The sequence below is a fragment of the Alsobacter sp. R-9 genome (assembly GCF_054612375.1).
On record NZ_JBTSWJ010000006.1, the window covers coordinates 99,309 to 122,885 of the forward strand.

At 68.9% G+C, this 23,577-nt stretch carries 23 protein-coding genes; 14 read left to right on the top strand and 9 right to left on the bottom strand.

Features of this window, described 5'->3' with window-relative positions; genetic code table 11:
- The first annotated feature begins 203 nt into the window (after nucleotides 1–203).
- Complete coding sequence (locus ACX9GQ_RS11560; RefSeq protein ID WP_459629688.1) at nucleotides 204–1,094, top strand: ABC transporter substrate-binding protein; 891 nt, start codon at nucleotides 204–206, stop codon at nucleotides 1,092–1,094.
- Complete coding sequence (locus tag ACX9GQ_RS11565; RefSeq protein WP_459629689.1) at nucleotides 1,091–2,065, top strand: ABC transporter substrate-binding protein; 975 nt, start codon at nucleotides 1,091–1,093, stop codon at nucleotides 2,063–2,065. Before ACX9GQ_RS11560 ends, ACX9GQ_RS11565 begins: the two co-directional genes overlap by 4 nt.
- A gap of 20 nt (nucleotides 2,066–2,085) precedes the next feature.
- On the opposite strand, the gene ACX9GQ_RS11570 is transcribed toward ACX9GQ_RS11565, so the two are convergent.
- From ACX9GQ_RS11570 to ACX9GQ_RS11585, 4 genes are all read right to left on the bottom strand, one after another.
- Complete coding sequence (locus ACX9GQ_RS11570) at nucleotides 2,086–3,066, bottom strand: ABC transporter substrate-binding protein (protein WP_459629690.1); 981 nt, start codon at nucleotides 3,064–3,066, stop codon at nucleotides 2,086–2,088.
- Between the two features lie 183 nt (nucleotides 3,067–3,249).
- A complete protein-coding gene (locus tag ACX9GQ_RS11575; RefSeq protein ID WP_459629691.1) occupies nucleotides 3,250–4,230 on the bottom strand; it encodes an ABC transporter substrate-binding protein in 981 nt (326 codons plus the stop codon).
- A gap of 176 nt (nucleotides 4,231–4,406) precedes the next feature.
- Entirely contained in the window at nucleotides 4,407–5,609 is a 1,203-nt protein-coding gene (locus ACX9GQ_RS11580; RefSeq protein WP_459629692.1) for an MFS transporter, read from the bottom strand.
- A 91-nt stretch (nucleotides 5,610–5,700) separates the two neighbouring features.
- Nucleotides 5,701–6,129 carry a VOC family protein gene (locus tag ACX9GQ_RS11585; RefSeq protein WP_459629693.1) on the bottom strand — a complete coding sequence of 143 codons (429 nt, stop codon included), beginning with the start codon at nucleotides 6,127–6,129 and terminating at the stop codon, nucleotides 5,701–5,703.
- An 86-nt stretch (nucleotides 6,130–6,215) separates the two neighbouring features.
- Between ACX9GQ_RS11585 and ACX9GQ_RS11590 the strand changes: the two genes are divergently transcribed.
- Nucleotides 6,216–6,668, top strand: a complete 453-nt coding sequence (locus tag ACX9GQ_RS11590; protein WP_459629694.1) for a MarR family winged helix-turn-helix transcriptional regulator — start codon at nucleotides 6,216–6,218, stop codon at nucleotides 6,666–6,668.
- Between the two features lie 88 nt (nucleotides 6,669–6,756).
- Here the strand turns inward: ACX9GQ_RS11590 and ACX9GQ_RS11595 are convergent, their stop codons facing one another.
- From ACX9GQ_RS11595 to ACX9GQ_RS11615, 5 genes are all read right to left on the bottom strand, one after another.
- Complete coding sequence (locus ACX9GQ_RS11595; RefSeq protein ID WP_459629695.1) at nucleotides 6,757–7,242, bottom strand: DUF3237 domain-containing protein; 486 nt, start codon at nucleotides 7,240–7,242, stop codon at nucleotides 6,757–6,759.
- A gap of 43 nt (nucleotides 7,243–7,285) precedes the next feature.
- Nucleotides 7,286–8,299: a transketolase family protein gene (locus ACX9GQ_RS11600; RefSeq protein WP_459629696.1), complete on the bottom strand. Its 1,014-nt coding sequence runs from the start codon at nucleotides 8,297–8,299 to the stop codon at nucleotides 7,286–7,288.
- Nucleotides 8,296–9,138 carry a transketolase gene (locus ACX9GQ_RS11605; protein WP_459629697.1) on the bottom strand — a complete coding sequence of 281 codons (843 nt, stop codon included), beginning with the start codon at nucleotides 9,136–9,138 and terminating at the stop codon, nucleotides 8,296–8,298. The genes ACX9GQ_RS11600 and ACX9GQ_RS11605 overlap by 4 nt, the downstream gene beginning before the upstream one ends.
- Before the next feature lie 39 nt (nucleotides 9,139–9,177).
- Complete coding sequence (locus ACX9GQ_RS11610) at nucleotides 9,178–9,927, bottom strand: SDR family NAD(P)-dependent oxidoreductase (RefSeq protein ID WP_459629698.1); 750 nt, start codon at nucleotides 9,925–9,927, stop codon at nucleotides 9,178–9,180.
- A 277-nt stretch (nucleotides 9,928–10,204) separates the two neighbouring features.
- Nucleotides 10,205–10,915 carry a L,D-transpeptidase gene (locus tag ACX9GQ_RS11615; protein ID WP_459629699.1) on the bottom strand — a complete coding sequence of 237 codons (711 nt, stop codon included), beginning with the start codon at nucleotides 10,913–10,915 and terminating at the stop codon, nucleotides 10,205–10,207.
- 344 nt (nucleotides 10,916–11,259) lie between these two features.
- Between ACX9GQ_RS11615 and ACX9GQ_RS11620 the strand changes: the two genes are divergently transcribed.
- The 11 genes from ACX9GQ_RS11620 to ACX9GQ_RS11670 are packed head-to-tail and all read left to right on the top strand — an operon-like array spanning nucleotide 11,260 to nucleotide 23,572.
- Nucleotides 11,260–12,465: a mandelate racemase/muconate lactonizing enzyme family protein gene (locus ACX9GQ_RS11620; protein ID WP_459629700.1), complete on the top strand. Its 1,206-nt coding sequence runs from the start codon at nucleotides 11,260–11,262 to the stop codon at nucleotides 12,463–12,465.
- 14 nt (nucleotides 12,466–12,479) lie between these two features.
- Nucleotides 12,480–13,139, top strand: a complete 660-nt coding sequence (locus ACX9GQ_RS11625; protein ID WP_459629701.1) for an RraA family protein — start codon at nucleotides 12,480–12,482, stop codon at nucleotides 13,137–13,139.
- Between the two features lie 16 nt (nucleotides 13,140–13,155).
- Nucleotides 13,156–14,016 (top strand): amidohydrolase family protein, encoded by an 861-nt coding sequence (locus ACX9GQ_RS11630; protein ID WP_459629702.1) that lies wholly within the window; start codon nucleotides 13,156–13,158, stop codon nucleotides 14,014–14,016.
- 10 nt (nucleotides 14,017–14,026) lie between these two features.
- Nucleotides 14,027–15,760: an IlvD/Edd family dehydratase gene (locus ACX9GQ_RS11635; protein WP_459629703.1), complete on the top strand. Its 1,734-nt coding sequence runs from the start codon at nucleotides 14,027–14,029 to the stop codon at nucleotides 15,758–15,760.
- Nucleotides 15,760–16,908: a LacI family DNA-binding transcriptional regulator gene (locus ACX9GQ_RS11640; RefSeq protein ID WP_459629704.1), complete on the top strand. Its 1,149-nt coding sequence runs from the start codon at nucleotides 15,760–15,762 to the stop codon at nucleotides 16,906–16,908. The genes ACX9GQ_RS11635 and ACX9GQ_RS11640 overlap by 1 nt, the downstream gene beginning before the upstream one ends.
- The gene (locus ACX9GQ_RS11645; RefSeq protein ID WP_459629705.1) at nucleotides 16,905–18,479 is read left to right on the top strand and encodes an ABC transporter substrate-binding protein; all 1,575 of its coding nucleotides are present in this window, start codon (nucleotides 16,905–16,907) and stop codon (nucleotides 18,477–18,479) included. Before ACX9GQ_RS11640 ends, ACX9GQ_RS11645 begins: the two co-directional genes overlap by 4 nt.
- A 54-nt stretch (nucleotides 18,480–18,533) precedes the next feature.
- On the top strand, nucleotides 18,534–19,487 hold the full coding sequence (locus ACX9GQ_RS11650; RefSeq protein ID WP_459629706.1) for an ABC transporter permease: 954 nt from the start codon (nucleotides 18,534–18,536) through the stop codon (nucleotides 19,485–19,487).
- Entirely contained in the window at nucleotides 19,474–20,364 is an 891-nt protein-coding gene (locus tag ACX9GQ_RS11655; RefSeq protein ID WP_459629707.1) for an ABC transporter permease, read from the top strand. The genes ACX9GQ_RS11650 and ACX9GQ_RS11655 overlap by 14 nt, the downstream gene beginning before the upstream one ends.
- Nucleotides 20,361–21,365, top strand: coding sequence for an ABC transporter ATP-binding protein (locus tag ACX9GQ_RS11660; RefSeq protein ID WP_459629708.1), 1,005 nt, complete (start codon nucleotides 20,361–20,363; stop codon nucleotides 21,363–21,365). The genes ACX9GQ_RS11655 and ACX9GQ_RS11660 overlap by 4 nt, the downstream gene beginning before the upstream one ends.
- Nucleotides 21,365–22,372, top strand: a complete 1,008-nt coding sequence (locus ACX9GQ_RS11665) for an ABC transporter ATP-binding protein (protein WP_459629709.1) — start codon at nucleotides 21,365–21,367, stop codon at nucleotides 22,370–22,372. The genes ACX9GQ_RS11660 and ACX9GQ_RS11665 overlap by 1 nt, the downstream gene beginning before the upstream one ends.
- A 24-nt stretch (nucleotides 22,373–22,396) precedes the next feature.
- Nucleotides 22,397–23,572, top strand: a complete 1,176-nt coding sequence (locus tag ACX9GQ_RS11670) for a mandelate racemase/muconate lactonizing enzyme family protein (protein ID WP_459629710.1) — start codon at nucleotides 22,397–22,399, stop codon at nucleotides 23,570–23,572.
- Nucleotides 23,573–23,577: the final 5 nt, after the last annotated feature.

Sequence of the window (23,577 nt, forward strand, 5' to 3'; positions counted from 1 at the left end):
CTCCTTCGAGGTCGGCATCGGAGGGGGCTGCGATGAATGGCGGCAGGGACCCGACGGTCCCGGATGGGCGACCGGGCTTCGCTGATGGTCTCGTGACGGGACGGGTCGCGAGGCGAACCGTCGTCGCGGGACTTCTTGCGGCGGTCTTTTCTCCCGGCCACGTCTCGGGACAAGCCCGGAATGCACGCCGCATCGGGATCCTGATGCCGTACAGGGCAGACGACCGGGTCGTTCAGGCCCGCGTGGCTGCGTTCAGGGCCCGACTGCTCGCGGAGGCGGCCGAGGCCCCGGCCTTCGTCGAACGCTGGACGGGAGCCGAGCTCGCCGCCATCGAGGCCGGCCTGCGCGAGATGATCGCGGAGCGGGTGGAGGTCGTGCTGACGACGGGCAGCCGCGTTGTTCCCCTGGTCCAGCGTGCCGACCCGTCACTGCCACTGGTGTTCGTGGGAACGTCGGATCCGGTCGGCCAGGGCTTCGTCGACAGCCTCGCGCGTCCGGGACGGAACACGACAGGATTCTCCCAGTTCGAGTTCGACCAGGACCGCTCGCCGATCATGGCGAAGCTCGTCGAGCTGCTCAGCCGCATCGCTCCCGGTGGGCGAACGACAGGCCTGATGTTCGATCCCGCCAATCCCGCGGCCGCTTTCCATCGCGCATCGTTCAGCACGGCCGTCGTGGCGGTGGGATCGACGCCCATTCTGCTCCCGGTGCGCTCGACGGACGAGATCCGGAGCGCAATGCGGTCGCTGGCTGCGGAACCTGCGGCCAGGCTGATCCTGCCCTCCGACCTGACGCTGCTCGGACATCGGCGCCAGATCATCGACGAGGCGCTCGCGCTGCGGCTGCCCACGGGTTATTCCGACGAGAGCTTCGTCGCCGAAGGCGGCCTGCTGTCCTACTCGCCCGACCGGAAGGACATGTTCGCGAAGGCGGCCGGATACGTCGCGCGCATTCTCGAAGGCGAGGACGCGGGACTGCTCCCCGTCCAGCAGCCGACGGCTTATCTCCTGTCCGTGAACGCCCGCACGGCCCAGGCCATGAGGATGGAGATCCCGTCGAGCATCCTCGTCCAGGCCGACGAGCTGGTGGAATGATCGGTCCGCCCCTGACCCGAAGGGCCTTCGCCGCCTCGACAGTCCTCCTCCTGGCCGGCAGGCCCGCACGGGCGCAGGCGAACGGTCCTGTCGTCGCGTTCGTGAGCTGGTTCGCGGGCGACGGAGGCGACATCGAGGACCTGAAGGCCGGGCTGAAGGAGTACGGCCACGTCGTCGGCTCCACGATCACGCTCGATGCCGTCTTCACCAACGGCGACCGCGACCGGACCCGGCAGGCCATCCTCGATGCGGTCGCCCGGCGGATCGATGTGCTGGTGGTCCGTGCAACGGCGACGGCTCACCTCGCGAAGGACCTGGCGCCTTCGCTTCCGGTCGTGATGCTCGTCGCGGCCCCCCTGGCGACGGGACTGGTGCCGAGCCTCTCCCGGCCCGGTGGACACATGACGGGCCTGTCGCTGCTGGGGCCCGACCACTCGGCCAAGCGGCTGGCGTTCTTCCAGCTCCTGAAGCCCGGCATGCGTGCGGCGGCGTTCCTCGGCTCCTCCGCCGATCCGAACGCCGTCACCTTCGCGCAGCAGACACAGGCGGCTGGGCACGGCATGGGCATCGCCGTCGATGTCCGCCTTGTCGAGGGTCCGCGCGGCATCGGTCCCGGTCTCATGCGCGACATTGCCGACAAGGGCGCCGACGTCTTGATCGTGCAGCCGATCTTCTCCGGCCACGAGGAACGCATCGTCGGCCTCGCAACCGACGCGGGACTGCCGGTGATCTCGAACTACCGGTCCTTTGCCCAGGCCGGCGCGTTGCTCACGTACGGTCCTGACGAGCGCGAGGCGACGCGGCGGGCGGCCTACTACATCCAGCGCATTCTCAAGGGGGCGTCGCCGGGCGACCTGCCGATCGAGCAGCCGTCGCGCTTCGTGCTGACGCTCAACGGGAGGACAGCGCGTTCGATGGGGCTGAGCGTGCCAGCGGCCCTGTCCACGCAGGCGGACGAACTGATCGAGTGAAGCGCCGGGACTTGTGCCGCCTACTCGATCACCTCGTCGGCCCGCCCCACCAGGGAGACAGGGAGCGAGAGGCCGAGAAGGGCCGCCGTCTTCAGGTTGAGGATCAGCTCGAGCTTGGCAACCTGCTGAACCGGGAGTTCGCCGGGTTTCTCGCCCTTCAGGATCCGCCCGACATACTCGCCGACCCGGCGCGAGGCTTCGGCAACGCTGCCGCCGTAGCTCATCAGCCCCCCGGCATGGGTGAACTCGCGATAGGCCGACACCGCGATCACCTTGTTCTGCAGGGCCAGCGTGGCGATCCGGTCGTTTCGGCTGTTGAAGAAGGTGTCCGCTCCGATGATCAGCGCCTTTCCGCCGCGTGCGGACAGTTCGGCGAAGGCTGAATCCAGCCCGGCATCGGAGTTGGCCCTGAGAACCAGCGCCTCGAGTCCAAGCGCGGCGGCCGCCACCGGAACCTCCCGGGACACGAGGTCTGCCAGCAGGGGGTTGGTGGGATTGACGAGCACCCCCACGACCGCCCCGGCGGGAAGCACGTCACGAAGGAGTTCGAGCTGCTTGGGTCCCATCTGGGCACCGAGGGTGGTCCAGCCCGTCAGGTTGCCTCCCGGCCGGCCCAGGGTCTCGACAAGTCCGATGCTGGCCGGATCGACCGCGGTGCGCACGACGATCGGGATGGTGGACGTGGCTTTCCGCGCCTCGATCGCCGACGTGGTGTTGCCGAGCACGACGATGATGGTGACGCCCGAACGGACGAGCTCGGCTGCCAGGCCGGCCAGCCGCTCGTTCCGACCACCCGCCCAGCGGTACTCGATCCGCACGTTGCGGCCTTCAGCGAAGCCCATCTCCCTGAGCCCCGCCGTGAACGCGTCGATCCGCGCCTTCCACTGCTCGGGCGTCTCGCTGCCCAGAAAGCCGATGACGGGAACGCCCTGCGCCTGCGCCGTCGCGCCCGCCGACGCCCAGGCAGCCAGTGCACCTGCAAGAACGTCGCGGCGTCGCATCCGAAGAATTCCTCTATCGCCGCCGGTCATTCCCTCACCTCTCGGCCCGGACCACCACGGCCAGCGTCGCAAGAGCGACGGCGATTGCACGGAGCATGGGTCGCCGCGAGAACGATGGCAGCCTCGCGGTTCCCTTTTGCTGCCTCACCACTCAAAGGATTATTTTGCCAGGGGCCCCAACCGTCAATCGAGGACGTCATCAGCTCGCGCGATCACGGCATTGGGGACCGGAATCTCGAGGCGTCTCGCGGTCTGCAGGTTCAGGACGAGTTCGAACGTCGTGGGACGCTCGACGGGCAGGTCCGCCGGCTTCGCGCCTGCGATGATCCGGGCAATGTGGTAGCTGAGACGCCGATAGGACGAGGACAGGCGGGGACCATAGGTGCACAGGGCCCCGCTCTGGGCGAACACGGCCCAACCGGAGACAACGGGCACCTTCCGCTCCATCGCAAGCCCGATGATGCGGTCGCGATACTGCACGGCGAAGCCGTCGGCGAAGACCGACACGGCATCGACGGGGCTAGACGACATCGACGCGAATGCCTTGTCGAGTTCGTCCAGCGACCGGGTCCTGAACATCGACACGTCCAGCCCCAGAGCCGCGGCCTTGTCCTGCGCAAAGTCGAACTCGATGGCCGCGCCGGGATGCTCCGGGTTGCCGATCAGGGCGATCCTCCGCAGGTCGGGCCGAATGTCCCGCAGGATTTCCAGCCGCTTCCCGTTCATTTCCGCGGCCATGAAGGTGATCCCGGTCATGTTCGCCTTCGGACGGGAGAGGCTCTCCGCAAAGCCGGAGGCGACCGGGTCGCCACTGGTCACGTAGACCAGCGGAACCGGCAGCGCCATCTTCGCGAGGATGCCGACGGCGGCGCCCTGGGCGACGATCAGTTCCACCTGCTGGGCGATCATTTGCTGCACGAGGGTCGGGACGCGCGAGAGATCGTCGTCGCCGAAGCCGTAGACGATGGTGAGGGACTTGCCCTCGACGTGGCCGAACTCCGCGAGACCGCTACGAACCTCGGCGAGGTAGGGTTCGAGGCTCGACCGGCGCTGGGCCGTGATCCAGCCGATCCGGGCGGGGCGGCCTGCTGCTGCGGGCTGCGCAAGAACCGGTCGGGGGACGGCAAGCGCACCGAGGCCCAGCAGAAGATCCCTGCGTCTCATGCTCCTGCCCTCCTTCGTCGGCGTCCAGGCGACCGAAGCGGACGCGTGCAAGATGCGCCATGAACTCCAGCTTAGCGCGGTTGCCGGGGCGAAACGTGCGAAATCGCACGGGAGCCAGACTCGGCCGGGACAGTCCTGCTGCCACCCTTCCCGGGAAAACGCGGGCGGCGTCGGCCTCAGGCAGGTTCCAGCCCTGCCCTCCCGGGCGGAAACGGGCGGAACGCCAGCAGAACCAGCATCGACACCAGCCCCAGCACCCACGACGCGACGTACATGAGGGCATAGCTGGCGAACTGGTCGTAGATCATGCCTCCCAGAAGCGGGCCGGTCGACATGCCGAGGCTGCCCGCCATCGCTGTTGCGCCGATGATCGTCCCCATCATCCGGAGCGGGAAATTCTCGCGGATGATGACCGCGTAGAGCGGCATCGTGCCGGCGTAGATGAACCCCACCACCGCGGCGACGGCGTAGAAGCCGCCGAGCTGGCCGACGAAGGCATAGGACAGGACGCCAAAGGCCTGAGCCAGAAGTCCGGCCGCGAGGACGCGCTGCGCGCCGAAGCGGTCCCCGGCGAGTCCGAAGCCGATCCTCCCGAACATGCCCGCCAGCCCCTCGACGCTGTAGATGGAGACGGCTGCGATCATCGGGATGCCGCACGTGACGGCGTAGCTGACGGTGTGGAAGATCGGCCCCGAATGGGTGGCGCAGCAGAAGAAGTTCGCCATCATGAGGAGGGCGAACTGCGGTGACCGGATCGCTTCGCGCACGCTCATGCCGGCAGCCGGGGCGAGGGCCTCCGTGGTGGCCGTCTCGAGCGCCGGCGGACGACGCACCAGAAGCGCGGCGGGGATCATCAGGCCGGCGGAGAGCCCGGCCAGGACGAGCATCGCGGTGCGCCAGTCGGTCTCTGTCACGAGCCAGGCCGCGAGCGGGGCCATCGTCAGGGGAGCGACTCCCATGCCCGCCGAGACCAGAGAGACGGCAAGGCCGCGCTGGGTCTCGAACCAGCCGGTGACACAGGCCATCATCGGCGGGAAGATCGCCGCCGTCGCCGCGCCCACCAGCAGCCCGAACAGGAGCTGGAACTCGACGAGCGACCCTGCCCGGCTGGCAAGGGCAAGGCTGCCCGCAAGGAGGACGGAGCCGGCGAGGACGACCGGGCCCGGCCCGAACCGGTCCGAGAGACCACCCCATGCCACGCTGCCCGCCGCCATGGCGAGAAAGCCGATGGTCATGGCACTGGAAATGCCCGTCACCGACCAGCCGGTAGCCTCCGACATGGGCCGCAGGAAGACCGGCAGGGAGAACATGGCCCCCATGGCCACGCAGCCCAGCAGCCCTCCTGCGGCCACGATGACCCAGCGATAGGACGGGCCCATGTCATTCTCCAGAAAGGCGGGCGGCACCGCCGCAGCTGGTGTGGGCAGCGGCCATCGCCGTTGCCCTCGCGCGTTCTCTCGTCCGCAGCCGTCAGCTCGGCCGCGCAGCCGTGTTGATCATCCAGGGGATGCCGAACCGGTCGACGCATGAGCCGTAGCCGGGCGACCAGAACGTCTCGCCGAAGGGCATGACGACGCGCCCGCCTTCAGACAGTTGCTCAAACCACCGCTGACATTCCGCCCTGTCATCGCCATGGACGGTGACGTCGAACCCGTTCTTCGGCTTGTCGATCGACTTGGCCCAGCCGACGTCCATGTCGGCGCCCATCAGCGCCTGATCACCCACCTGCAGCCAGCAGTGCATGAGCCACGACTTGTACTTCTCGTCGGTGATCGGCATGTCCGGAGGGCCCTCGGAATACGGGATCGCGGCCGTGATGGTGCCGCCCAGGACCCTCGCATAGAACTCGAAAGCCTCGCGGCACTGTCCCTGGAAACTGAGACTGGTCACGATCTTCATGGTCGTCTCCTCGACGGGGGCTCGGTTGACGTCTTCGATCTTATGTTGATATCAACGTAATCACGACACCGCTGTCAACCCGCTCGATGAACCAACCCCAGGGTCCGACGTTCCAGACCACGCTCCTTGTGCGCGACAGCTGCCTGTGCCTTCACGCGCAGCGAGCGGCGCGCGCCCTCGCGCGCCGGTTCGACCTCGCGATGAAACCGGCGGGCATCACCAGCGGGCAGTTCTCCCTGATGATGTCGCTCAATCGGCCCCAGCCGGCACCGCTCGGAAGTCTCGTCGGGCTCCTGGCCATGGACCGGACGACGATCACGGCCAACCTCAAGCCCCTCCAGAGACGGGGCCTCGTGGCGGTCGAACGCGACCCGCGGGACCGTCGGGCGCGGCTGCTGTCCCTGACGGGTGAAGGCCGCGCTGTCCTGGCGCAGGCGATGCCGATCTGGACGGCCGTTCACGGCGACATCGAGAAGGACCTGTCGGATCCGGATCGGCTGAGGGCTGACCTGATGAGGCTGTCGTCAACCTCGCGGTGAGCCAGCGAAAAGGGGCGGTTGCAAGCGCGCTTCTCGGCGGCGAGAGCTGCGCGAACCCAGCCCGCTGTCCGCGCGAGACGACCATTCGCTACCGATAGAGCGCGTCTGCCTCGAACGCGCGGATGATCACACCCTCCCGCCGGGGGCGCGCCGATTGCAGGGTCCCGAGGATCAACCTTCGATTAAGCCAGTCGAGCGGCCCGGCGGGCGCCGTGACCTCGATCCGGGACATGGCATAGCGCGGGTCTCGTCCCTCTTCGATCAGCACGCGATTGCAGATGTTCAGCACGATGCCGTCGCGCGTCCGGATCTCGTAGATCGCCTCGAGCTGCTTCACGCCATCGGCTCGCAGCAACTGCCGGTCGGCGCCGCCCGGCACGATCTCCCCCGACAGCATCTCGAGCCCGGGCGCGCCCACGACCTCGCCTCCCCTGATCGGCACGATGAACCGGTGGCCGAAGGGCCCCTCCCCGAGGTCCTGCCGGGGCTCGATCTCCGCGACCGCGTGCCACAGCAGCCGGAACTTCAGGTCCGGAGGGGGGATGCTCGCGAAAAGCTCGACGGTGTCGGTCATGGAAAGGCCCGCCCGGTCATCGCCCCCATTTCGGGCAGCGGGTTCAACGGTCGAGCCACTCCTTGATCCGCCCCGCGATGGCGGCCGTCGAGATGCCGTAGCGATCGTGGAGGGTCGGCAGCGCGCCGGCCGCGAGAAACTCGTCCGGGAGCCCGATGTGCCGGAAGGCAGGATGAACACCGGAGCGCAGGAGCAGCCCGGCGACAGCTTCGCCGAGACCGCCCACCACCGTGTGGTTCTCCGCGACCACCACGAGACGGCCCGGCTTCGCCGCCTCCCGCAGGATGGTCTCCGTGTCCAGCGGCTTGATCGTGGGCACGTGAAGCACCGAGACTCCGACCCGATCCGCCTCGAGCACCTTGGCGGCTTCGAGCGCGCGCATCGTCAGGAGGCCCGACGAGATGACGAGAACGTCGCTGCCGTCGCGGATCGTCTTCGCCTTTCCGAGCTCGAAGCGGTAGCCGTACTCGTCGAGAACCACGGGAACCTGCCCGCGCAGCAGCCGCATGTAGACCGGACCGCGATGCGCGGCGATGGCGGGCACCGCCTGCTCGATTTCGACCGCATCGCAGGGGTCGATCACGGTCATGTTCGGCATGGCGCGCATCAGCGCGAGATCCTCGGTCGCCTGGTGGCTGGGGCCGTAGCCGGAGGTCAGGCCGGGAAGCGCGCAGACGATCTTCACGTTGCGGTCTTCCTCCGCGATCGTCTGGTGGATGAAGTCGTAGGCCCGCCGCGAGGCGAACACCGCATAGGTCGTGGCGAAGGGCGTGAAGCCTTCCGCCGCGAGGCCGGAGGCGGCGCCGAACATGACCTGCTCCGCCATGCCCATCTGGTAGAAGCGGTCCGGATAGGCGGCCGCGAAAACGTGGAGGTCGGTGTACTTGCCGAGGTCGGCCGTCATGCCGACGATGTCGGGCCGGGACCTGGCCACCTCGACGAGCGCGTGGCCGAACGGCGCCGGCCTCGTCTTCTGCCCCTCCGCCGCGATCGAGGCGATCATGGCGGAGGTCGTGAGACGCGGCTTGCCCGAGGGAGGCGTGGCGGGGGACGTCATGCGAGCCTCCCTTCGTCGAGGGCGGCGAGCGCCAGCGCCCATTCATGGGCCTCCACGCGGATGAAGTGGTTCTTCTCTCGGGCCTCGAGGAAAGGCACGCCCTTGCCCATCAGGGTGTCGGCGATGATCATCCGCGGCCGCGGCTCGGGATGCTCCCTGGCCGCGTCGAAGGCCGCCACCACGGCGTCGAGGTCGTTGCCGTCGATCCGCTGGACGAACCAGCCGAAGGCCTCGAGCTTGGCGACGAGAGGCTCGAAGCCCATCACCTTCGTCGACGGACCGTCCGCCTGCTGGTTGTTGATGTCGACGATGGCGATCAGGTTGTCGAGCCCGTAGTGCGCGGCGGCCATGATGGCCTCCCACACCGACCCCTCGTCGAGCTCGCCGTCCGAAAAGAGCGTGTAGACGCGGCTGTCCGACTTCTTGCGCTTGAGGCCGAGCGCCATGCCGACGGCGATGCTGAGCCCGAGGCCCAGCGAGCCGCCTGACATCTCCATGCCCGGCGTGTAGGAGGCCATGCCCGACATGGGGAGGCGGCTCTCGTCGCTGCCGTAGGTCTCGAGTTCCTCGGCGGGGATGACGCCGGCCTCGATCAGCGCGGCATAGAGCGCGATGGCGTAGTGGCCGTTCGACAGGAGGAAGCGGTCGCGGCCCTCCCATGACGGGTCGTCGGGCCGGTACCGCATCGCGTGGAAGTAGGCGACGGCCAGGACGTCGGCGATGTCGAGCGCCTGGGCGATGTAGCCCTGGCCCTGCACCTCGCCCATCCGGACCGCATTGCGCCGGATGCGCCAGGCGCGATCGGCGAGTTCCTTGTTGTGGCCCTGGGACGGCGTCACGGGATGCTCCCTTGATCGGCTGGAGGAGTGGCCTCGGGCTCAGTGGATGAGCATGCCGCCGTTCACGTCGATCACCGCACCGGTGACGTACGACGAAAGATCGGAGGCGAGGAACAGGTAGATGTTGGCCACGTCCCTGGCATCGCCGAGCCGACCGAGCGGGATGCCCTTGATGATCTCGGCCTTCATCTCGGGGGTCAGCTTGTCGCCCGTGATGTCGGTCTGGATCAGGCCCGGCGTGACGCAGTTCACGCGGATGCCGTCCGGGCCGAGCTCGCGCGCCATGGCCTTGGCGAGGCCCAGGACCCCGGCCTTGGCCGCCGAGTAGTGCGGGCCGCCGAAGATGCCGCCTCCGCGTTGCGCCGAGACCGACGACATGCAGGCGATCGAGCCCTGCCGCCGCTCCCGCATGTGCGGGATGAGGGCCTGGCTGAGATACAGCACGCCGGTCATGTTCACGTCGACGATCCGCTGCCAGTCCGCGGTGGTGATGTCCATCGTCTTCACCGGCTGCGTGATCCCGGCGTTGTTGATCAGGATGTCGACCTTGCCGAAGGTGCCGATCGCGACGTCCGCCGCGCGACGGCATGCGGTCGCGTCGGTCACGTTGCAGGCAATTCCGATATGCCCCGCGCCGATGGAGTCCGCCGCAGCCTGGGCCGCGCCAGCATCGAGATCCAGGATCGCAACGCGAGCCCCGTGCTCCGCGAACAGGCGGGCGGTCGCGAGGCCGATTCCCCGCGCGCTCGCTGCGCCCGAGATCACTGCGGTCTTGCCTCTGAGCAGCATCCTGTCCTCCCAATCTTCTCGATTTTCCCACCCATGACCCATGCCGTGTCCGCAGACAAGAGCGTGTCTCGGCTCAGGCGGGGCGGTGGACAGGACGCACCGCGGCGCGCCGCGCAAAGCACGCCTGCTGCCGCGATCGGCGCCGGACGGCCACGGGAGCGACGAAAGAAGACAGGGATGCCGCGCTCACCCGCTCGGAAGTCGGGGAAAGATCACGCGCGGTCATGACGACATGAACGTGCCCCGACCGGGCACGTCCATGTGGCAGCGGAAAAGTTTAGGCCGGAAGGACGATGACCTTCGTCTTCACGGGCGTCCGCTCATACAGGTCCATCATGTCCTGCGTCAGCAGGCCTGTGCAGCCGCTCGTCAGGTTGGTTCCGATCGTCTCGGGATCGATCGTGCTGTAGATCGTGTAGAGCGTGTAGACGTTGTTCTGGTAGAGATACAGCGTGCGGGCACCGAGCGGGTTGTCCAGGCCGGGCGGCATGCCGCCGGCATACTTCGCCGCCTCGGGCTGGCGCTTGATCATCTCCTTCGGCGGCGTCCAGATCGGCCATTCCGCCTTGCGCCCGACATAGGCGGTGCCGCTCCACAGGAACCCCTGGCGGCCGACATTGGCACCGTAGCGTGTGGCATTGCCCTCGCCCTCGATGCGGTAGACGTAGTAGTTGCTCGGGTCGACGATGATCGTCCCGGGCGCCTCGGCCGTATCGTAGCGGACGGTGCGACGGTAGTACTTCGGGTCCACCTTCGTCACGTCGACGGCCGGGACCGGAAACCTCTCGTTGGGGAGGGCCGCATACATCCTTTCGGCCTCGGCGCGGCTGACGCCGTCCTGCGTGACGCAGCCCGCCAGTCCCAGCGCACCGATGCTCGTGGCGGCTCCCATCAGGAAGGACCGGCGATCGAGGGACCCGCCCCCGGCGCCGCGTGCGGCGATCGTGTTCGTCTCGCCGGCTGCGGCCGTTCCACGGTTCATCGTCATGACCCTGAAGTCCCCCGTCTGTACTGACAACCGGAGCAGTCTCCGGGAGCAATTGTCTGGATTTCCTTACTGCCGGCACCGCGCCGTTGGCAAGCGCGGGTCCCGACAATCATCCCGGACCCATCCGGTCGACACGAACCGCGGATGTCGAAACCGGATTGACGCCTATAACGTTAAAGCGCAGGATGACGGCCGTCACAGGGGCGCGCCATGCCGCAGGTTCCCTCTCGGTCACGACTGCGCTCCGCAGGACTGGAACTGCGGACACCGGCGTGTCTGGCCGTCCATGCAGGATCGGCCGGGCGGCCCGCCCAACGCCACGTCGCGGCGGCGAGGTAGAGCCGATGCGCGTGCGGGCCATCGAAACCATCCGCACCGCCGCGCACGACAACCTGCTCTGGGTTCATGTCGAGACTGACGACGGCCTCAAGGGGCTCGGCGAGACGTTCTTTGCGCCAGTGGCCGTCGAGGCCTTCATCCACGAGACAGTGGCGCCCCAGATGCTGGGCGGTGACGCAAGCCGGATCGAGTCCTGGCACCGCACCCTGATGCGCTATCCGGTCGGCTACGCGTCGTCGGGCGTCGAGGTCCGCGCGGCGTCCGCGATCGACGTCGCACTCTGGGACCTGATGGGACGCGCGACGGGCCTGCCGCTGTGGCGGCTGACCGGCGGTCTCGTCCGCGACGGGATCCGTGTCTACAACACCTGCGCCGGCCCGCATTACGCCACGAAGGCCCGCGGCGAGGTCAGGCGCTGGTTCGGGATCGACCACGACGCGGTCGAGGATCTCGATGACCTCAAGGGCTTCATGACGGATCCCGTCGGCCTCGCGCGCTCGCTGCTGGCCGAAGGCATCACGGGGATGAAGATCTGGCCCTTCGACTTCGCGGCCTTCGCCAATGGCGGGCGCGGAATCACAGCCGCCCAGATCGAGGAGGGTGTCCGGCCGTTCCGGCTGATCCGCGAGGCGTGCGGGCCGGCCATGGACCTCATGGTCGAGCTCCACAGCCTGTGGGACCTGGAGAGCGCGCGGCGCATCATCGCCGCTCTTGAGCCCTACGCACCGGCGTGGATCGAGGACCCCGTCCGCATGGACGACGTGGAGGGGCTGGCGGCGCTGTCAGCCTTCACCCGCCTGCCCATCTACGGCTCCGAGACGACCGCGACGAAGGAGGCCTTCCGGCACCTCCTAGAACGGCGTGCGGTCTCGATCGTCTCCTTCGACGTCGGATGGTCCGGGGGGATCACCGAGGCGCGCAAGATCGCAGCGCTGGCAGACGCTTGGCAGGTGCCGATCGCGCCTCACGACTGCACGGGTCCCGTCGGCTACGTGGCCGGATCCTGCATCGCCCTGACGAGCCCGAACGCGCTGATCCAGGAGACGGTTCGCGCCTACACGCGGGGCTGGTACGCGGCCATCGCGACGGCCTTGCCGCCGATCGAGAACGGCGTCCTCCGGCCCCTGCCCGGCCCTGGCCTCGGCTTCGACCTCACGCCTGCCTTCCTTGCCGATCCGGGCACGACCCGGCGCCGCTCCGAACTGCCCTGAACCGGGAGATCAACATGGCCCAGCGCAGCCTCGCCGACATCCGCTCCACGCTGTTCACGGCCGTTCTGTCCGATTGCCTCGACCAAGTCGGCGTCATGGACCAGGCCCTGCCATCCGCCGTGAGGCCGCTCGACGAGACGCTCGTCATGGTCGGCCGCGCGCGCACCGCAGCCTTCATGGAGGTCTACCACGTCCCGGAGGGCTCGAACCCGTACGAGCTCGAGATCGCCCTCATCGACAGCCTCAAGACCGACGAGATCCCGGTCTTCGCCTGCTCGAATCCGGCTCGCATCGCGCCCTGGGGCGAGCTGCTGAGCACGGCATCTCGCGTGCGTGGCGCGGCAGGCGCGCTGATGGACGGCTGCGTGCGAGACATCAAGGCGATCCGCGAGATGAAGTTCCCGGTTTTCCACCAGGGCATCGCGCCGCTCGATTCCAAGGGGCGCGGCAAGATCATGGCCCTCGACGTGCCCATCCAGTGCGGGGGCGTGAAGGTCTCGCCCGGCGACCTCGTCTTCGGCGATGCCGATGGCGTCGTCGTGGTGCCGAAGGCCGTCGAGGAGGCGGTGCTCGACCTCGCCTTCCACAAGGTCACCGGGGAGCGCAACACGCTGCGCGACCTGCAGCGCGGCGACAAGCTCGCCGACGTTTTCGCCCGCTACGGCATCCTCTGAACGCCCGGAGTTCCCGATGATCGTCGACTGCCACGTCAACATCTACGACGACGACCAGATGCTGCCGCTCTATGCGGAGCTGGCGCGCCGCGCCCGCCCCGGCGGCTTCCCGCTCAAGAGCAACTGCGAGGATGTCTTCGCCGCGATGCAGGACGTCGACAAGGCGATCATCTTCTCGCTGCGCTACAAGGACTCGATCGGCATCGACGGCGACGACGAGGTCACGGCGCGCGCCGTGGCCAAGCACCCCGACAAGTTCATCGGCTTCGCCTGCATCGACCCGCGCATGCCCGACTGCATGGACCTCCTTGTCCACGCCATCGAGGACCTGAAGCTGAAGGGCGTGAAGTTCGGGCCGATCTACAACGGCGTGTCGCTGCTCGATCCGCGACTGGAGCCCGTCTACGCCTACCTGCAGAAGAACAACCTGCCGCTGACGATGCACATGGGCACGACCTACGGGACGAACGCCCCGATCCATTGCGGCCGGCCACTGGACGTCGACACCATCGCCCACCGCTACCCGGACCTGAAGATGATCATGGCCCACATGGGCCACCCCTGGTACGAGGAATGCATCGTCGTCGCCCGCAAGAACCCCAACGTCTACTGCGAGGTATCGGCGCTCTACTATCGCCCGTGGCAGTACTACAACATCCTGATCTGCGCCCAGGAATACCTCATCACCGAGTGGAACAAGATCTTCTTCGGAACGGACTTCCCCTTCACCTCCGTGAAGGACTCCATCGAGGGGCTGCGCACCATCAACCGCCAGGTCGAGGGCACCGCCCTGCCCCGCGTTGCCGAGACCACGATCGAGCGGATCATCCATTCGAACCCGCTCGAACACTGGTGGCACGGCGGCTATCCGGGCTGAGGAGCACGCCATGGCCGGCAAGGACGACGACGACAAGAAACCGCGCTCCAGCGAGTGGTTCGCGCGGCAGGATTCGTATGGGTTCATCTACCGCTCGTGGTTGAAGAACCAGGGTCACGCCGCCCGCATGTTCGACGGGCGCCCGGTGATCGGCATCTGCAACACGTGGTCGGACCTCACGCCGTGCAACGGCCACCTGCGTGGCCTTGCCGAGCACGTGAAGCGGGGGATCTATGAGGCTGGCGGCTTCCCGCTGGAGTTCCCCGTCACCTCGCTCGGCGAACCGGTGATGCGGCCGACGACCATGCTCTTCCGCAACCTTGCGAGCATGGACGTCGAGGCCTCCATCCGCGCCAATCCGATGGACGGCGTCGTGCTGCTCGTCGGCTGCGACAAGACCACGCCGGCCTGCCTGATGGGCGCCGCCAGCGTCGGCCTGCCCACCATCGCCGTCTCCGGCGGCCCGATGCTTTCGGGACGCTGGGAGGGCCGGCAGATCGGCTCGGGCACGGACGTGATCCGCTTCAAGGAGGCGGTGCGGGCCGGGACCATGTCTGTCGAGCAGTTCATGGCCGCGGAAGCGGCGATGTCGCGCAGCGCGGGCTCGTGCATGACGATGGGCACCGCGTCGACGATGGCGAGTCTCTGCGAGGGGCTGGGCGTCTCGCTTCCTGACAACGGCGCCATTCCGGCCGTCGACAGCCGCCGGCAGGCGCTGTCGTTCGAATCCGGCCGCCGCATCGTGGAAATGGTGCGCGAGGGCCTGACGCTGCCGAAGGTGCTCACCCGCGACGCGTTCAAGAACGCCATCGTCCTCAACGCCGCGCTCGGCGGCTCCACCAACGCGGTGGTGCACCTGCTGGCGCTGGCCGGCCGCCTCGGCGTTCCCCTCGACCTCGACGACTGGGACCGATGGGGCCGCGACGTCCCGTGCCTCGTCAACCTGATGCCGTCGGGCGAGTACCTGATGGAGGACTTCTACTATGCGGGAGGCGTGCCGGCGGTCCTCAACGAGCTGAGGTCGCGTCTCGCCGCGGACCAGGTCACGGTGACGGGCCGCCCGATCGGCGCGGTCAACGCGGACGCGAAGATCCACGACGCGCGCGTCATCCGCACCCTCGCCGAGCCGTTCAAGGCGCTGGGGGGCATCGCCGTCCTGCGCGGCAACCTCGCCCCCGACGGCGCGGTCCTCAAGCCGTCCGCCGCCTCGCCGAGGCTGATGCAGCATCGCGGCAAGGCGGTCGTGTTCAAGGGTCCGGACGACCTGAAGAAGCGCATCGACGATCCGGACCTGCCGGTCGACGCCGACAGCATCCTCGTCCTGCAGTTCTGCGGCCCCAGGGGCTACCCGGGCATGGCGGAGATCGGCAACCTTCCGATCCCGCCGAAGCTGCTGCGGCAGGGCGTCACCGACATGGTGCGGATCTCCGACGCCCGCATGAGCGGCACGGCCTACGGGACGGTCGTCCTCCACGTGGCGCCCGAGGCGGCGGCGGGCGGACCTTTGGCGCTCGTGCGCGACGGCGACTGGATCGAGCTCGACGTACCCGGGCGGCGGCTGCACCTCGACGTGCCCGAGGAGGAACTGGCCCGTCGCCGCGAAGCCCTCGCGCCTTTCGTCTCGCCGTACCAGCGCGGCTGGGAGAAACTCTACGTCGAGCACGTCATGCAGGCGGACAAGGGGGTCGACCTCGATTTCCTGGTCGGTTCGAGCGGCCCCTACGTCGACAGGACGTCCCACTGATGACCGCGCGCCGCGCCCCTCCCTCGGAGGAGATGCGCGGCCGCGCCACCCTCCGCGACGTCGCGGCGCTCGCGGGCACGACGCCCATGACGGTGTCGAACGTCGTCAACGGCCGCGCCGGCCAGGTCGGACGCGAGGTGGCGGAGCGGGTGCGGAAGGCCTGCGAGAGCCTCGGCTACAGGCCCCATGCCAACGCCAGGCGCCTGCGCACGAACCGGCGCCAGGTGATCGGCGTCGTCATCGTCGATCCGTCCCCCTCCTACGTCTCGGATCCCCTCACGGCCGCGATGCTGGCCGGCCTCACCGCGAGCCTCGGCCGGGAGGGCTACAGCACCATGCTGCACGGCGTGGCGCCCGGCGAGCTCGACGAGGCGCCGATGCTGCGCCACATCGAGAGCGACGGCATCTGCCTGATGCTCTCGGGCGATCCCGCGCGCCGCCGGGCGATGATCGAGCGCGTGCAGGCCCTCGGACAGCCCGTGGTCCTGCTGCAGGAGGAGGCCCCGGCCGACCTCGCGGACGTGGCGAGCATCCTTCAGGATGACCGCGGCGGTGCCGCCGAACTGGCCCGCCACCTGTTCGACCGCCCGGCCCGCCACGCGGTGATGCTGGTGCCGACGCAGCGCTGGCCGGCGATGGAACGGCGCGAAGCAGGAATCCGCGAGGTGCTCCGGCGGATCGCCCCCGCGCCGGCCTTCCATCTCCTGCGTTGCGGGGACGAGGGCTTCGAATCCACGCAGGCCGCTCTCTCCGCCCATGTCGCGCGTCACGGCGTCCCGGACGTCGTCATCGGCGGCAACGACCAGATGGCGATCGCCGGGATGAAGCTTCTCGCCGAGCGAGGCCTCGCGATCCCACGGGACGTCCGTGTCACCGGCTTCAACGGCCTCGACTTCTGGCGCTACGCGTCACCCGAGCTCACGACCGTCTTCTCGCCGGCCTACGCCATCGGCGAGGTCGCGGCCGAGGCCATGCTCGGCCGGCTCCGCGAAGGCGCCTTCGATTTCCGCCGGCGCGTCCTGCCGGTGCGCTTCGCCGCGCACGGCTCGACGCTCGCGGACTGGAAACCCGCTCCTGCAGGTCAGGGCGGCACGGACCGGGCGGCAGCGCCCGCAACGATTTCGCGAGGAAGGGGAGAAGCACGATGAACACGATCAGGACCTACGCCACGCGGGCCGTCCTCGGCGGCCTCGCGGCGACCCTCATGGCCGGAACCGCCATGGCCCAGGCAAGCCAGTGCGGACGCAAGGGCGGCGACCTCGTCTTCGCGCTCGAGGCGCGGGTGCCGGGGCTCGACCAGCACGCCTCGAACTCGTCGGCGACCCGCAACGTCGCCATGAACATGTTCGAGACGCTGGTGACCCGCGACGAGAACATGAACCCGGTGCTCGAGCTGGCGGAGAGCATGGACCAGAGCGCCGACGGCCTGACCTACACGTTCAAGCTGCGCCAGGGCATCACCTTCCACAACGGCAAGACGATGACCTCGGCCGACGTCGCCGCCTCATTCCAGCGCTATGCGAAGATCGGCGTCGATCGCTCGATCCTCGAGCCGGTCGACAAGTGGGAGACGCCCGACGCGTCGACCTTCGTGCTGAAGCTGAAGGAAGCGCGGCCGACCTTCATCGAGCAGCTCTCCGCCTTCACGGTGCCCGTGGTGATCATCCCGGCGGAGAACGCGGACGCCGCGGCGCAGCAGCTCCCCATCGTCGGAACCGGCCCCTTCCAGCTCGAGGAGTTCAAGGCCGACAGCCACGTGAAGCTGAAGCGCTTCGCCAGCTACAAGCCCGACACCCGGCACAAGGCCATCAGCGGGTTCGGCGGCAACAAGGAGGCCTGCGTCGACACGGTCACCTTCCGCATGATGACGGAGCCGGCCGCGCGGACGGCGGCGCTCGAGGTCGGCGAGATCCAGGGGGTCGAGGACGTGCCCGTCGCCTCGCAGAAGCGGCTTGCCGGCAACAAGGACATCAAGCTGTCGCGCCTCGAGATGTTCACGATGAACGTGGCCTACCCGAACGCGTCGGCGCCCCCCACGGACAACCCGAAGGTGCGGCAGGCGATCCTCGCCGCCATGGATTTCGAGGAGATCATGGAGGCCGCCAGCGAGGGGCAGTACAAGCTCAACAAGGGCTTCCAGTTCCCCGGCATGAACTACTACAGCGAGGCCGGCTCCGAGAACCTGAACCAGAAGAACAAGGACAAGGCGAAGAAGCTGCTCGCGGAGGCGGGGTACAAGGGCGAGAAGGTCGTCCTCATGACCAACCGCGAGTTCCCGTACATGTACAACACGTCGCTGGTCATGGCCGAGCAGCTCAAGGCCGCTGGCATCAACGCCGAGCTTCTCGTGCTGGACTGGCCGGCCGCGCTCCAGAAGAGCATCAAGGAGACGGAGGGCTGGAACTTCTTCTACACGGGCTGGATCACCGTCATCGCGCTCGGCGGGCCGCAGACGATGCGCCAGCTCGCGGCACCGTCCTTCGTGTGGAAGCCGAAGGAGCCGGACGCCGACTTCCAGGCCGCGTTCCAGGCGCTGTCGTCCGGCAAGACGCTCGACGAGCGCAAGGCGGCCTTCGCCAAGGCGCAGGCTCGGGCGCTCGACCAGGTGATGGCCATCCCCTTCGGCGCCATGCCGAAGACGCAGGCGGTGCGCGCGAACGTCGAGGGCTTCAAGGCCTACTACATCCCGCGCATGTCCGGTGTCTGGCTGAAGGGCTGATCCGGAACCGGGCGCGCCGGCCTCGCCGGCGCGCATCCGCCCGGGGCGACATCCATGGCCCGCTACGCGCTCAAGCGCCTGCTCCAGATGATCCCGCTGCTGCTGCTCGTCAGCCTGCTCAGCTTCGGGCTCATCAAGCTCGTGCCGGGCGACCCGGCGGTGGTGATAGGCGGCTCCAACGCGACGCCGGCGGAGATCGAGGCGATCCGGCGCAACCTCGGTCTCGACCGGCCGCTGTGGGAGCAGCTGGCATCGTTCTACGCCAACCTCGCGCGCGGCGATCTCGGCCGCTCGCTGCTGCTCGGACAGCCCGTCACGGAGGCGCTCGTGGAGCGCGCACCCGTGACGTTCTGGATCTCCCTTCTGTCGCTCGTGCTGACCGTCGTCCTCGGCCTCGCCACCGGCATCGTGGCAGCACTGCGTCACAACACCTGGGTCGACCAGGCGGTGTCGATCTTCGCGCTCATCGGCGTGTCGCTGCCGAACTTCTGGCTCGGCCTCATGATGATCGTGCTGTTCTCGGTCTGGCTCGGATGGTTGCCGACCGGCGGCTACGTCGCGCCCTCGGCCGATCCGGTCGGGTTCCTGCGGACCGCAGCGATGCCGGCGCTCTCGCTCGCCTTCCTGCAGATCGGGCTTCTCACCCGCATCACCCGCTCGACGATGCTCGACGTGCTGGGGCAGGACTACATCCGCACGGCCCGCGCCAAGGGCCTCCCGGAGACACGCGTCGTCCTCAAGCACGCGCTGGCCAATGTGATGATCCCGGTCGTCACCGTCATCGGCCTCATCCTCTCGGTGCTGATCTCAGGGTCCGTCATCGTCGAGACCATCTTCAGCGTTCCGGGGATCGGCTCCCTGCTCGGGAACGCGATCCTGCGGCGCGACTACCCGATGATCCAGGGCGGCCTGCTGTTCGTCGCCACCGCCCTGATGCTGCTCAATCTCGTCGTCGACCTGCTCTACGGCGTCTTCGACCCGCGGGTGCGCGTCGATGGCCGCGGCTGAGGTCAACGCCGTCAGGCCGGGCCTGCTGGCGCGGTTCCGCCCCGGTCGCACCACGCGCCGGCTCCTGCGCAACAGGGCCTTCATGACCGGGGCGATCCTCTTCGGCGCCGTGGCCCTCGCGGCCATCCTCGCGCCGTGGATCTCGCCGTCCGACCCCAACAGGATGGCCGTGCGGTTCAGGTTCCGGGAACCTTCCTGGGACTTTCCGTTCGGCACCGACAACCTCGGCCGCAACATGGTGAGCCGCGTCCTGTGGGGCGGCAGGCTGAGCCTCGAGATCGGCTTCTGGGTGGTGATGCTGAACGCCGTCTTCGGCGTCCTGCTCGGTGCCGCAGCCGGCTATTTCCGAAGGCTGGACGGCCCGCTGATGCGGCTCTCCGACGCGCTGATGGCGTTCCCGTCGGTGCTGCTCGCCATCGGCATCGCCGCAGCGCTCGGCCCGTCCGTGACGACCGTCGTGATCGCCCTGGCGGTGGTCTACATCCCGCGCACGGCGCGCGTCCTGCGCGCCTCCGTTCTCGTCGTCCGGGAGCTCGACTACGTGCAGGCGGCCCGCGCCTGCGGGGCGGGAGACGCCCGCATCCTGCTGCGCCACGTGCTGCCGAACTGCATGCCGCCGCTGATCGTGCAGCTGAGCTTCGTGTTCGCCTACGCGGTGCTGTCGGAGGCGGTGCTGAGCTTCCTCGGGCTCGGGGCCCCGCCGACGGTCCCGAGCTGGGGCATCCTGATCGCCGAGGGCCGCGGCTACATCCGCGAGGCGGCGTGGCTCACCGCGGCCCCGGGACTGGCGATCGGCGTCACGGTGCTCGGCCTGAACCTCCTCGGCGACGGCCTGCGCGACGTGCTTGACCCCCGGCTCAAGGTCGACGCGCGATGAGCGAACCGCTGCTCAGCGTACGCAACCTCGGCGTCGTCTTCCGCTCGGACGAGGGACAGGTCACGGCCGTCGACGACGTCTCCTTCGACATCGCCCCCGGGGAGGTCCTCGGGCTCGTCGGCGAGTCCGGCTCGGGCAAGAGCGTCACGGCGCTGGCCGTCATGGGCCTGCTCCCGAAAACCGGGGCGAAGGTGACCTCGGGAACGATCACGTTCGCAGGCGAGAACCTTCTCGCCCTGCCGGAGCGCCGGATGCGCGCCATCCGGGGCCGGCGCATCGGCATGATCTTCCAGGAACCGATGACGTCGCTGAACCCTGTCTTCCCGGTGGGAGACCAGATCATCGAGACCATCGTCCACCACGAAGGGCTGGGACGCGCCGCCGCGCGCGAGCGGGCCGTCGACATGCTGGCCCGCGTCGGCATCCCCTCGCCCCGGCGACGCCTCGACGACTACCCCCACCAGATGTCCGGTGGAATGCGGCAGCGCGTGATGATCGCCATGGCGCTGGCCTGCTCGCCACAGTTGCTGCTCGCCGACGAGCCGACGACCGCGCTCGACGTCACCATCCAGGCCCAATTGCTCGACCTGCTGCGCGACCTGCAGTCGGAGCTGGGCATGGCGGTCCTCGTAATCACCCACAACATGGGCGTGATCGCCGAGTTCGCGGACCGCGTCTGCGTCCTCTATGCGGGCCGTGTCGCCGAGGCCGCAGGCGTCGAAGCGATCTTCGACGCGCCGTCGCATCCCTACACGCGCGGCTTGCTGGCTTCGACGCCCGACATCACGCAGGACGCGCCGCGGCTGCGCACGATCCCCGGCACGCTGCCCGCGCCCGGGTCGCTTCCCCCCGGTTGCCGCTTCGCGCCGCGCTGCGACTGGCGAATTGCCTCCTGCGACGAGGGGCGGCCACCGTTGACGCGCGTCGGCACGGGCCACGATGCGGCATGCCTCAGGACGGACGCCGTTCGCGCGGCGGCGCCAACGGGGGACGGCGCCTGATGAACGCGGACGCGCCCCTGCTGCAGGTCGAGGGCCTCGGCAAGCATTTTCCCATCCGGGAAGGCCTCCTCGTCGAGCGGGAGGTGGCACGGGTGAAGGCCGTCGACGACGTGTCCTTCACCGTCGGCCGGCGCGAGACGCTGGGGCTCGTCGGCGAGTCGGGCTGCGGCAAGTCGACGACAGGCCGGCTCATTCTTCGCCTCATCGAGCCCTCCGCGGGCCGCGTGCTGTTCGACGGGGAAGACCTTCTGGCCCTCTCACCCGAGCGGATGCGCACGATGCGCAGCGCCATGCAGATCGTCTTCCAGGATCCCTACGGCGCCCTCGACCCGCGCATGACGGTGGAGGACATCATCCTGGAGCCGCTGGTCGTGCAGGGGGGCCGGAGCAGGGCCGATCTCGCGCGCGAAGCGCGGCGACTGCTCGATCTCGTGGGCCTGCCAGCGACGCATGTCTCGCGCTACCCGCACGAGTTCTCGGGCGGCCAGCGCCAGCGCATCGGCATCGCCCGCGCCATTGCGCCGAAGCCGCGGTTCGTCGTCTGCGACGAGGCGGTCTCCGCGCTCGACGTGTCCGTGCAGGCCCAGATCATCAACCTGCTGCAGGACCTCCAGCAGGAGCTCGGTCTCTCCTACCTCTTCATCGCCCACGACCTCGCGGTCGTCCGGCACATCAGCGACCGGGTGGCGGTGATGTATCTCGGCCGCCTGGTCGAGGTCGCTGCCAAGCCGGAACTCTACCGCGATCCGCGCCACCCCTACACCCAGGCGCTGCTCGACTCGGTGCCCGCCTCCCACCCCCGGCACAGGCGCAGGCGCGAGAGGCTGAGCGGGGAGATCCCTACCCCACTCGACCCGCCGCCCGGCTGCCACTTCCATCGTCGCTGTCCGCTGGCGCAGCCGATCTGTTCCGCCGAGGTGCCGCCGCTGCGGGAGATCCTCCCGGGTCATGCCGTTGCGTGCCACTTCGCGGAGAACACCGGCCGGCTAGGGCCGAACCCGACCTGACCCCGCCACCAGAGGAGACGCGACATGCGCATCACCGCCGTCGAACCAATCCTGCTCAAGGGCGCGGAGAGCTACGGCTCGACGGCGACGGGCGCGGAGGCCACCGACAACGGCGACTGGCAGTTGCTGGTCCGCGTGGCGACGGACGAGGGGCTCGAGGGCTGGGCCGACGTGGAGACGCTGGCCCCGCCCGCCGTGGCCATCATCGCCGGCCCGGGCATGGCCGTGATGGGGTTCAAGTCCCTCTCCGAGTTGCTCGTCGGCGAAAACCCTCTGGACGTCGAGAGGCTGTGGCACCGGCTTTACGTCGGCAGCGCCTACTACGGGCGGCGCGGGATCGCGATGCAGTGCATCTCGGCGATCGACAACTGCCTGTGGTCCATCCGCTCGCAGGCCGCGGGGATGCCGCTGGCGACGCTCCTAGGCGGGCGCCGCCGCGACCGGATCACCGCCTACGCGTCGACCCTGTTCCGCGACACGCCGGAGGGCATGGCCGCAGCGGCACGGGCCTACGTGGACCTCGGCTTCCGGGCCGTGAAGTTTGGCTGGGGCGTCTTCGGCGAGGATCCGGGCCGCGACCGTGAACTCGTCGCCGCCGCACGGGAGGCGCTGGGGCCGGACCGGCACCTGCTCGTCGATCCCGGCTGGTATCCGGTGGGCTGGTCCAAGCCCGGGCCCATGCGCTCTCGCCGCGAGGCCATCGCCCTGTGCCAGTGGCTGGCGGACTACCGCGTCGGTTGGGTGGAGGACTTCATCCACCCGGATCGGTTCGACGAGTACGCCGCCGTGCGCGCGGAAAGCCCCGTGCCCGTCGCTGCCGGCGAGCAGGTCGCCACCGTGTGGGACTTCGAGCGCTTCATCGGCGCCGGCTGCGTCGACGTCATCCAGCCCGACCTGTCGCGCTGCGGCGGCCTCACCGTGGCGCGCCGCGTCGCGCAGATGGCGGAGGAGGCGGGGATCGACCTCGTCCCGCATTCGTGGCTCACGCATCTTCTGACGGGCTACAGCCTCCAGTTGATCGCCACCCTGCCCCGTGCCCGGTTCGTCGAATTCAACGTCAGCCAGAGCGCCCTGACGCGCGGCGTCACCCGCGGCGCGCCCTTCCGGCTCGAGGAAGACGGCACCGTGCTGATCCCGGACGCGCCCGGAGCCGGCGTCGAGATCGATACCGACTTCGTGCGCTCCCACCGCGTCAACTGAGGAGG

What these genes read in the sequence shown, in the direction of transcription:
- ACX9GQ_RS11610 (WP_459629698.1), bottom strand. Translation starts at nt 9,927, where the DNA reads ATGCTGCTCAGAGGCAAGACCGCAGTGATCTCGGGCGCAGCGAGCGCG.
- ACX9GQ_RS11640 (WP_459629704.1), top strand. Translation starts at nt 15,760, where the DNA reads ATGACCGCGCGCCGCGCCCCTCCCTCGGAGGAGATGCGCGGCCGCGCC.
- ACX9GQ_RS11625 (WP_459629701.1), top strand. Translation starts at nt 12,480, where the DNA reads ATGGCCCAGCGCAGCCTCGCCGACATCCGCTCCACGCTGTTCACGGCC.
- ACX9GQ_RS11560 (WP_459629688.1), top strand. Translation starts at nt 204, where the DNA reads ATGCCGTACAGGGCAGACGACCGGGTCGTTCAGGCCCGCGTGGCTGCG.
- ACX9GQ_RS11670 (WP_459629710.1), top strand. Translation starts at nt 22,397, where the DNA reads ATGCGCATCACCGCCGTCGAACCAATCCTGCTCAAGGGCGCGGAGAGC.
- ACX9GQ_RS11630 (WP_459629702.1), top strand. Translation starts at nt 13,156, where the DNA reads ATGATCGTCGACTGCCACGTCAACATCTACGACGACGACCAGATGCTG.
- ACX9GQ_RS11665 (WP_459629709.1), top strand. Translation starts at nt 21,365, where the DNA reads ATGAACGCGGACGCGCCCCTGCTGCAGGTCGAGGGCCTCGGCAAGCAT.
- ACX9GQ_RS11645 (WP_459629705.1), top strand. Translation starts at nt 16,905, where the DNA reads ATGAACACGATCAGGACCTACGCCACGCGGGCCGTCCTCGGCGGCCTC.
- ACX9GQ_RS11635 (WP_459629703.1), top strand. Translation starts at nt 14,027, where the DNA reads ATGGCCGGCAAGGACGACGACGACAAGAAACCGCGCTCCAGCGAGTGG.
- ACX9GQ_RS11660 (WP_459629708.1), top strand. Translation starts at nt 20,361, where the DNA reads ATGAGCGAACCGCTGCTCAGCGTACGCAACCTCGGCGTCGTCTTCCGC.
- ACX9GQ_RS11580 (WP_459629692.1), bottom strand. Translation starts at nt 5,609, where the DNA reads ATGGGCCCGTCCTATCGCTGGGTCATCGTGGCCGCAGGAGGGCTGCTG.
- ACX9GQ_RS11600 (WP_459629696.1), bottom strand. Translation starts at nt 8,299, where the DNA reads ATGACGTCCCCCGCCACGCCTCCCTCGGGCAAGCCGCGTCTCACGACC.
- ACX9GQ_RS11570 (WP_459629690.1), bottom strand. Translation starts at nt 3,066, where the DNA reads ATGCGACGCCGCGACGTTCTTGCAGGTGCACTGGCTGCCTGGGCGTCG.
- ACX9GQ_RS11565 (WP_459629689.1), top strand. Translation starts at nt 1,091, where the DNA reads ATGATCGGTCCGCCCCTGACCCGAAGGGCCTTCGCCGCCTCGACAGTC.
- ACX9GQ_RS11650 (WP_459629706.1), top strand. Translation starts at nt 18,534, where the DNA reads ATGGCCCGCTACGCGCTCAAGCGCCTGCTCCAGATGATCCCGCTGCTG.
- ACX9GQ_RS11615 (WP_459629699.1), bottom strand. Translation starts at nt 10,915, where the DNA reads ATGACGATGAACCGTGGAACGGCCGCAGCCGGCGAGACGAACACGATC.
- ACX9GQ_RS11585 (WP_459629693.1), bottom strand. Translation starts at nt 6,129, where the DNA reads ATGAAGATCGTGACCAGTCTCAGTTTCCAGGGACAGTGCCGCGAGGCT.
- ACX9GQ_RS11620 (WP_459629700.1), top strand. Translation starts at nt 11,260, where the DNA reads ATGCGCGTGCGGGCCATCGAAACCATCCGCACCGCCGCGCACGACAAC.
- ACX9GQ_RS11590 (WP_459629694.1), top strand. Translation starts at nt 6,216, where the DNA reads ATGAACCAACCCCAGGGTCCGACGTTCCAGACCACGCTCCTTGTGCGC.
- ACX9GQ_RS11575 (WP_459629691.1), bottom strand. Translation starts at nt 4,230, where the DNA reads ATGAGACGCAGGGATCTTCTGCTGGGCCTCGGTGCGCTTGCCGTCCCC.
- ACX9GQ_RS11595 (WP_459629695.1), bottom strand. Translation starts at nt 7,242, where the DNA reads ATGACCGACACCGTCGAGCTTTTCGCGAGCATCCCCCCTCCGGACCTG.
- ACX9GQ_RS11655 (WP_459629707.1), top strand. Translation starts at nt 19,474, where the DNA reads ATGGCCGCGGCTGAGGTCAACGCCGTCAGGCCGGGCCTGCTGGCGCGG.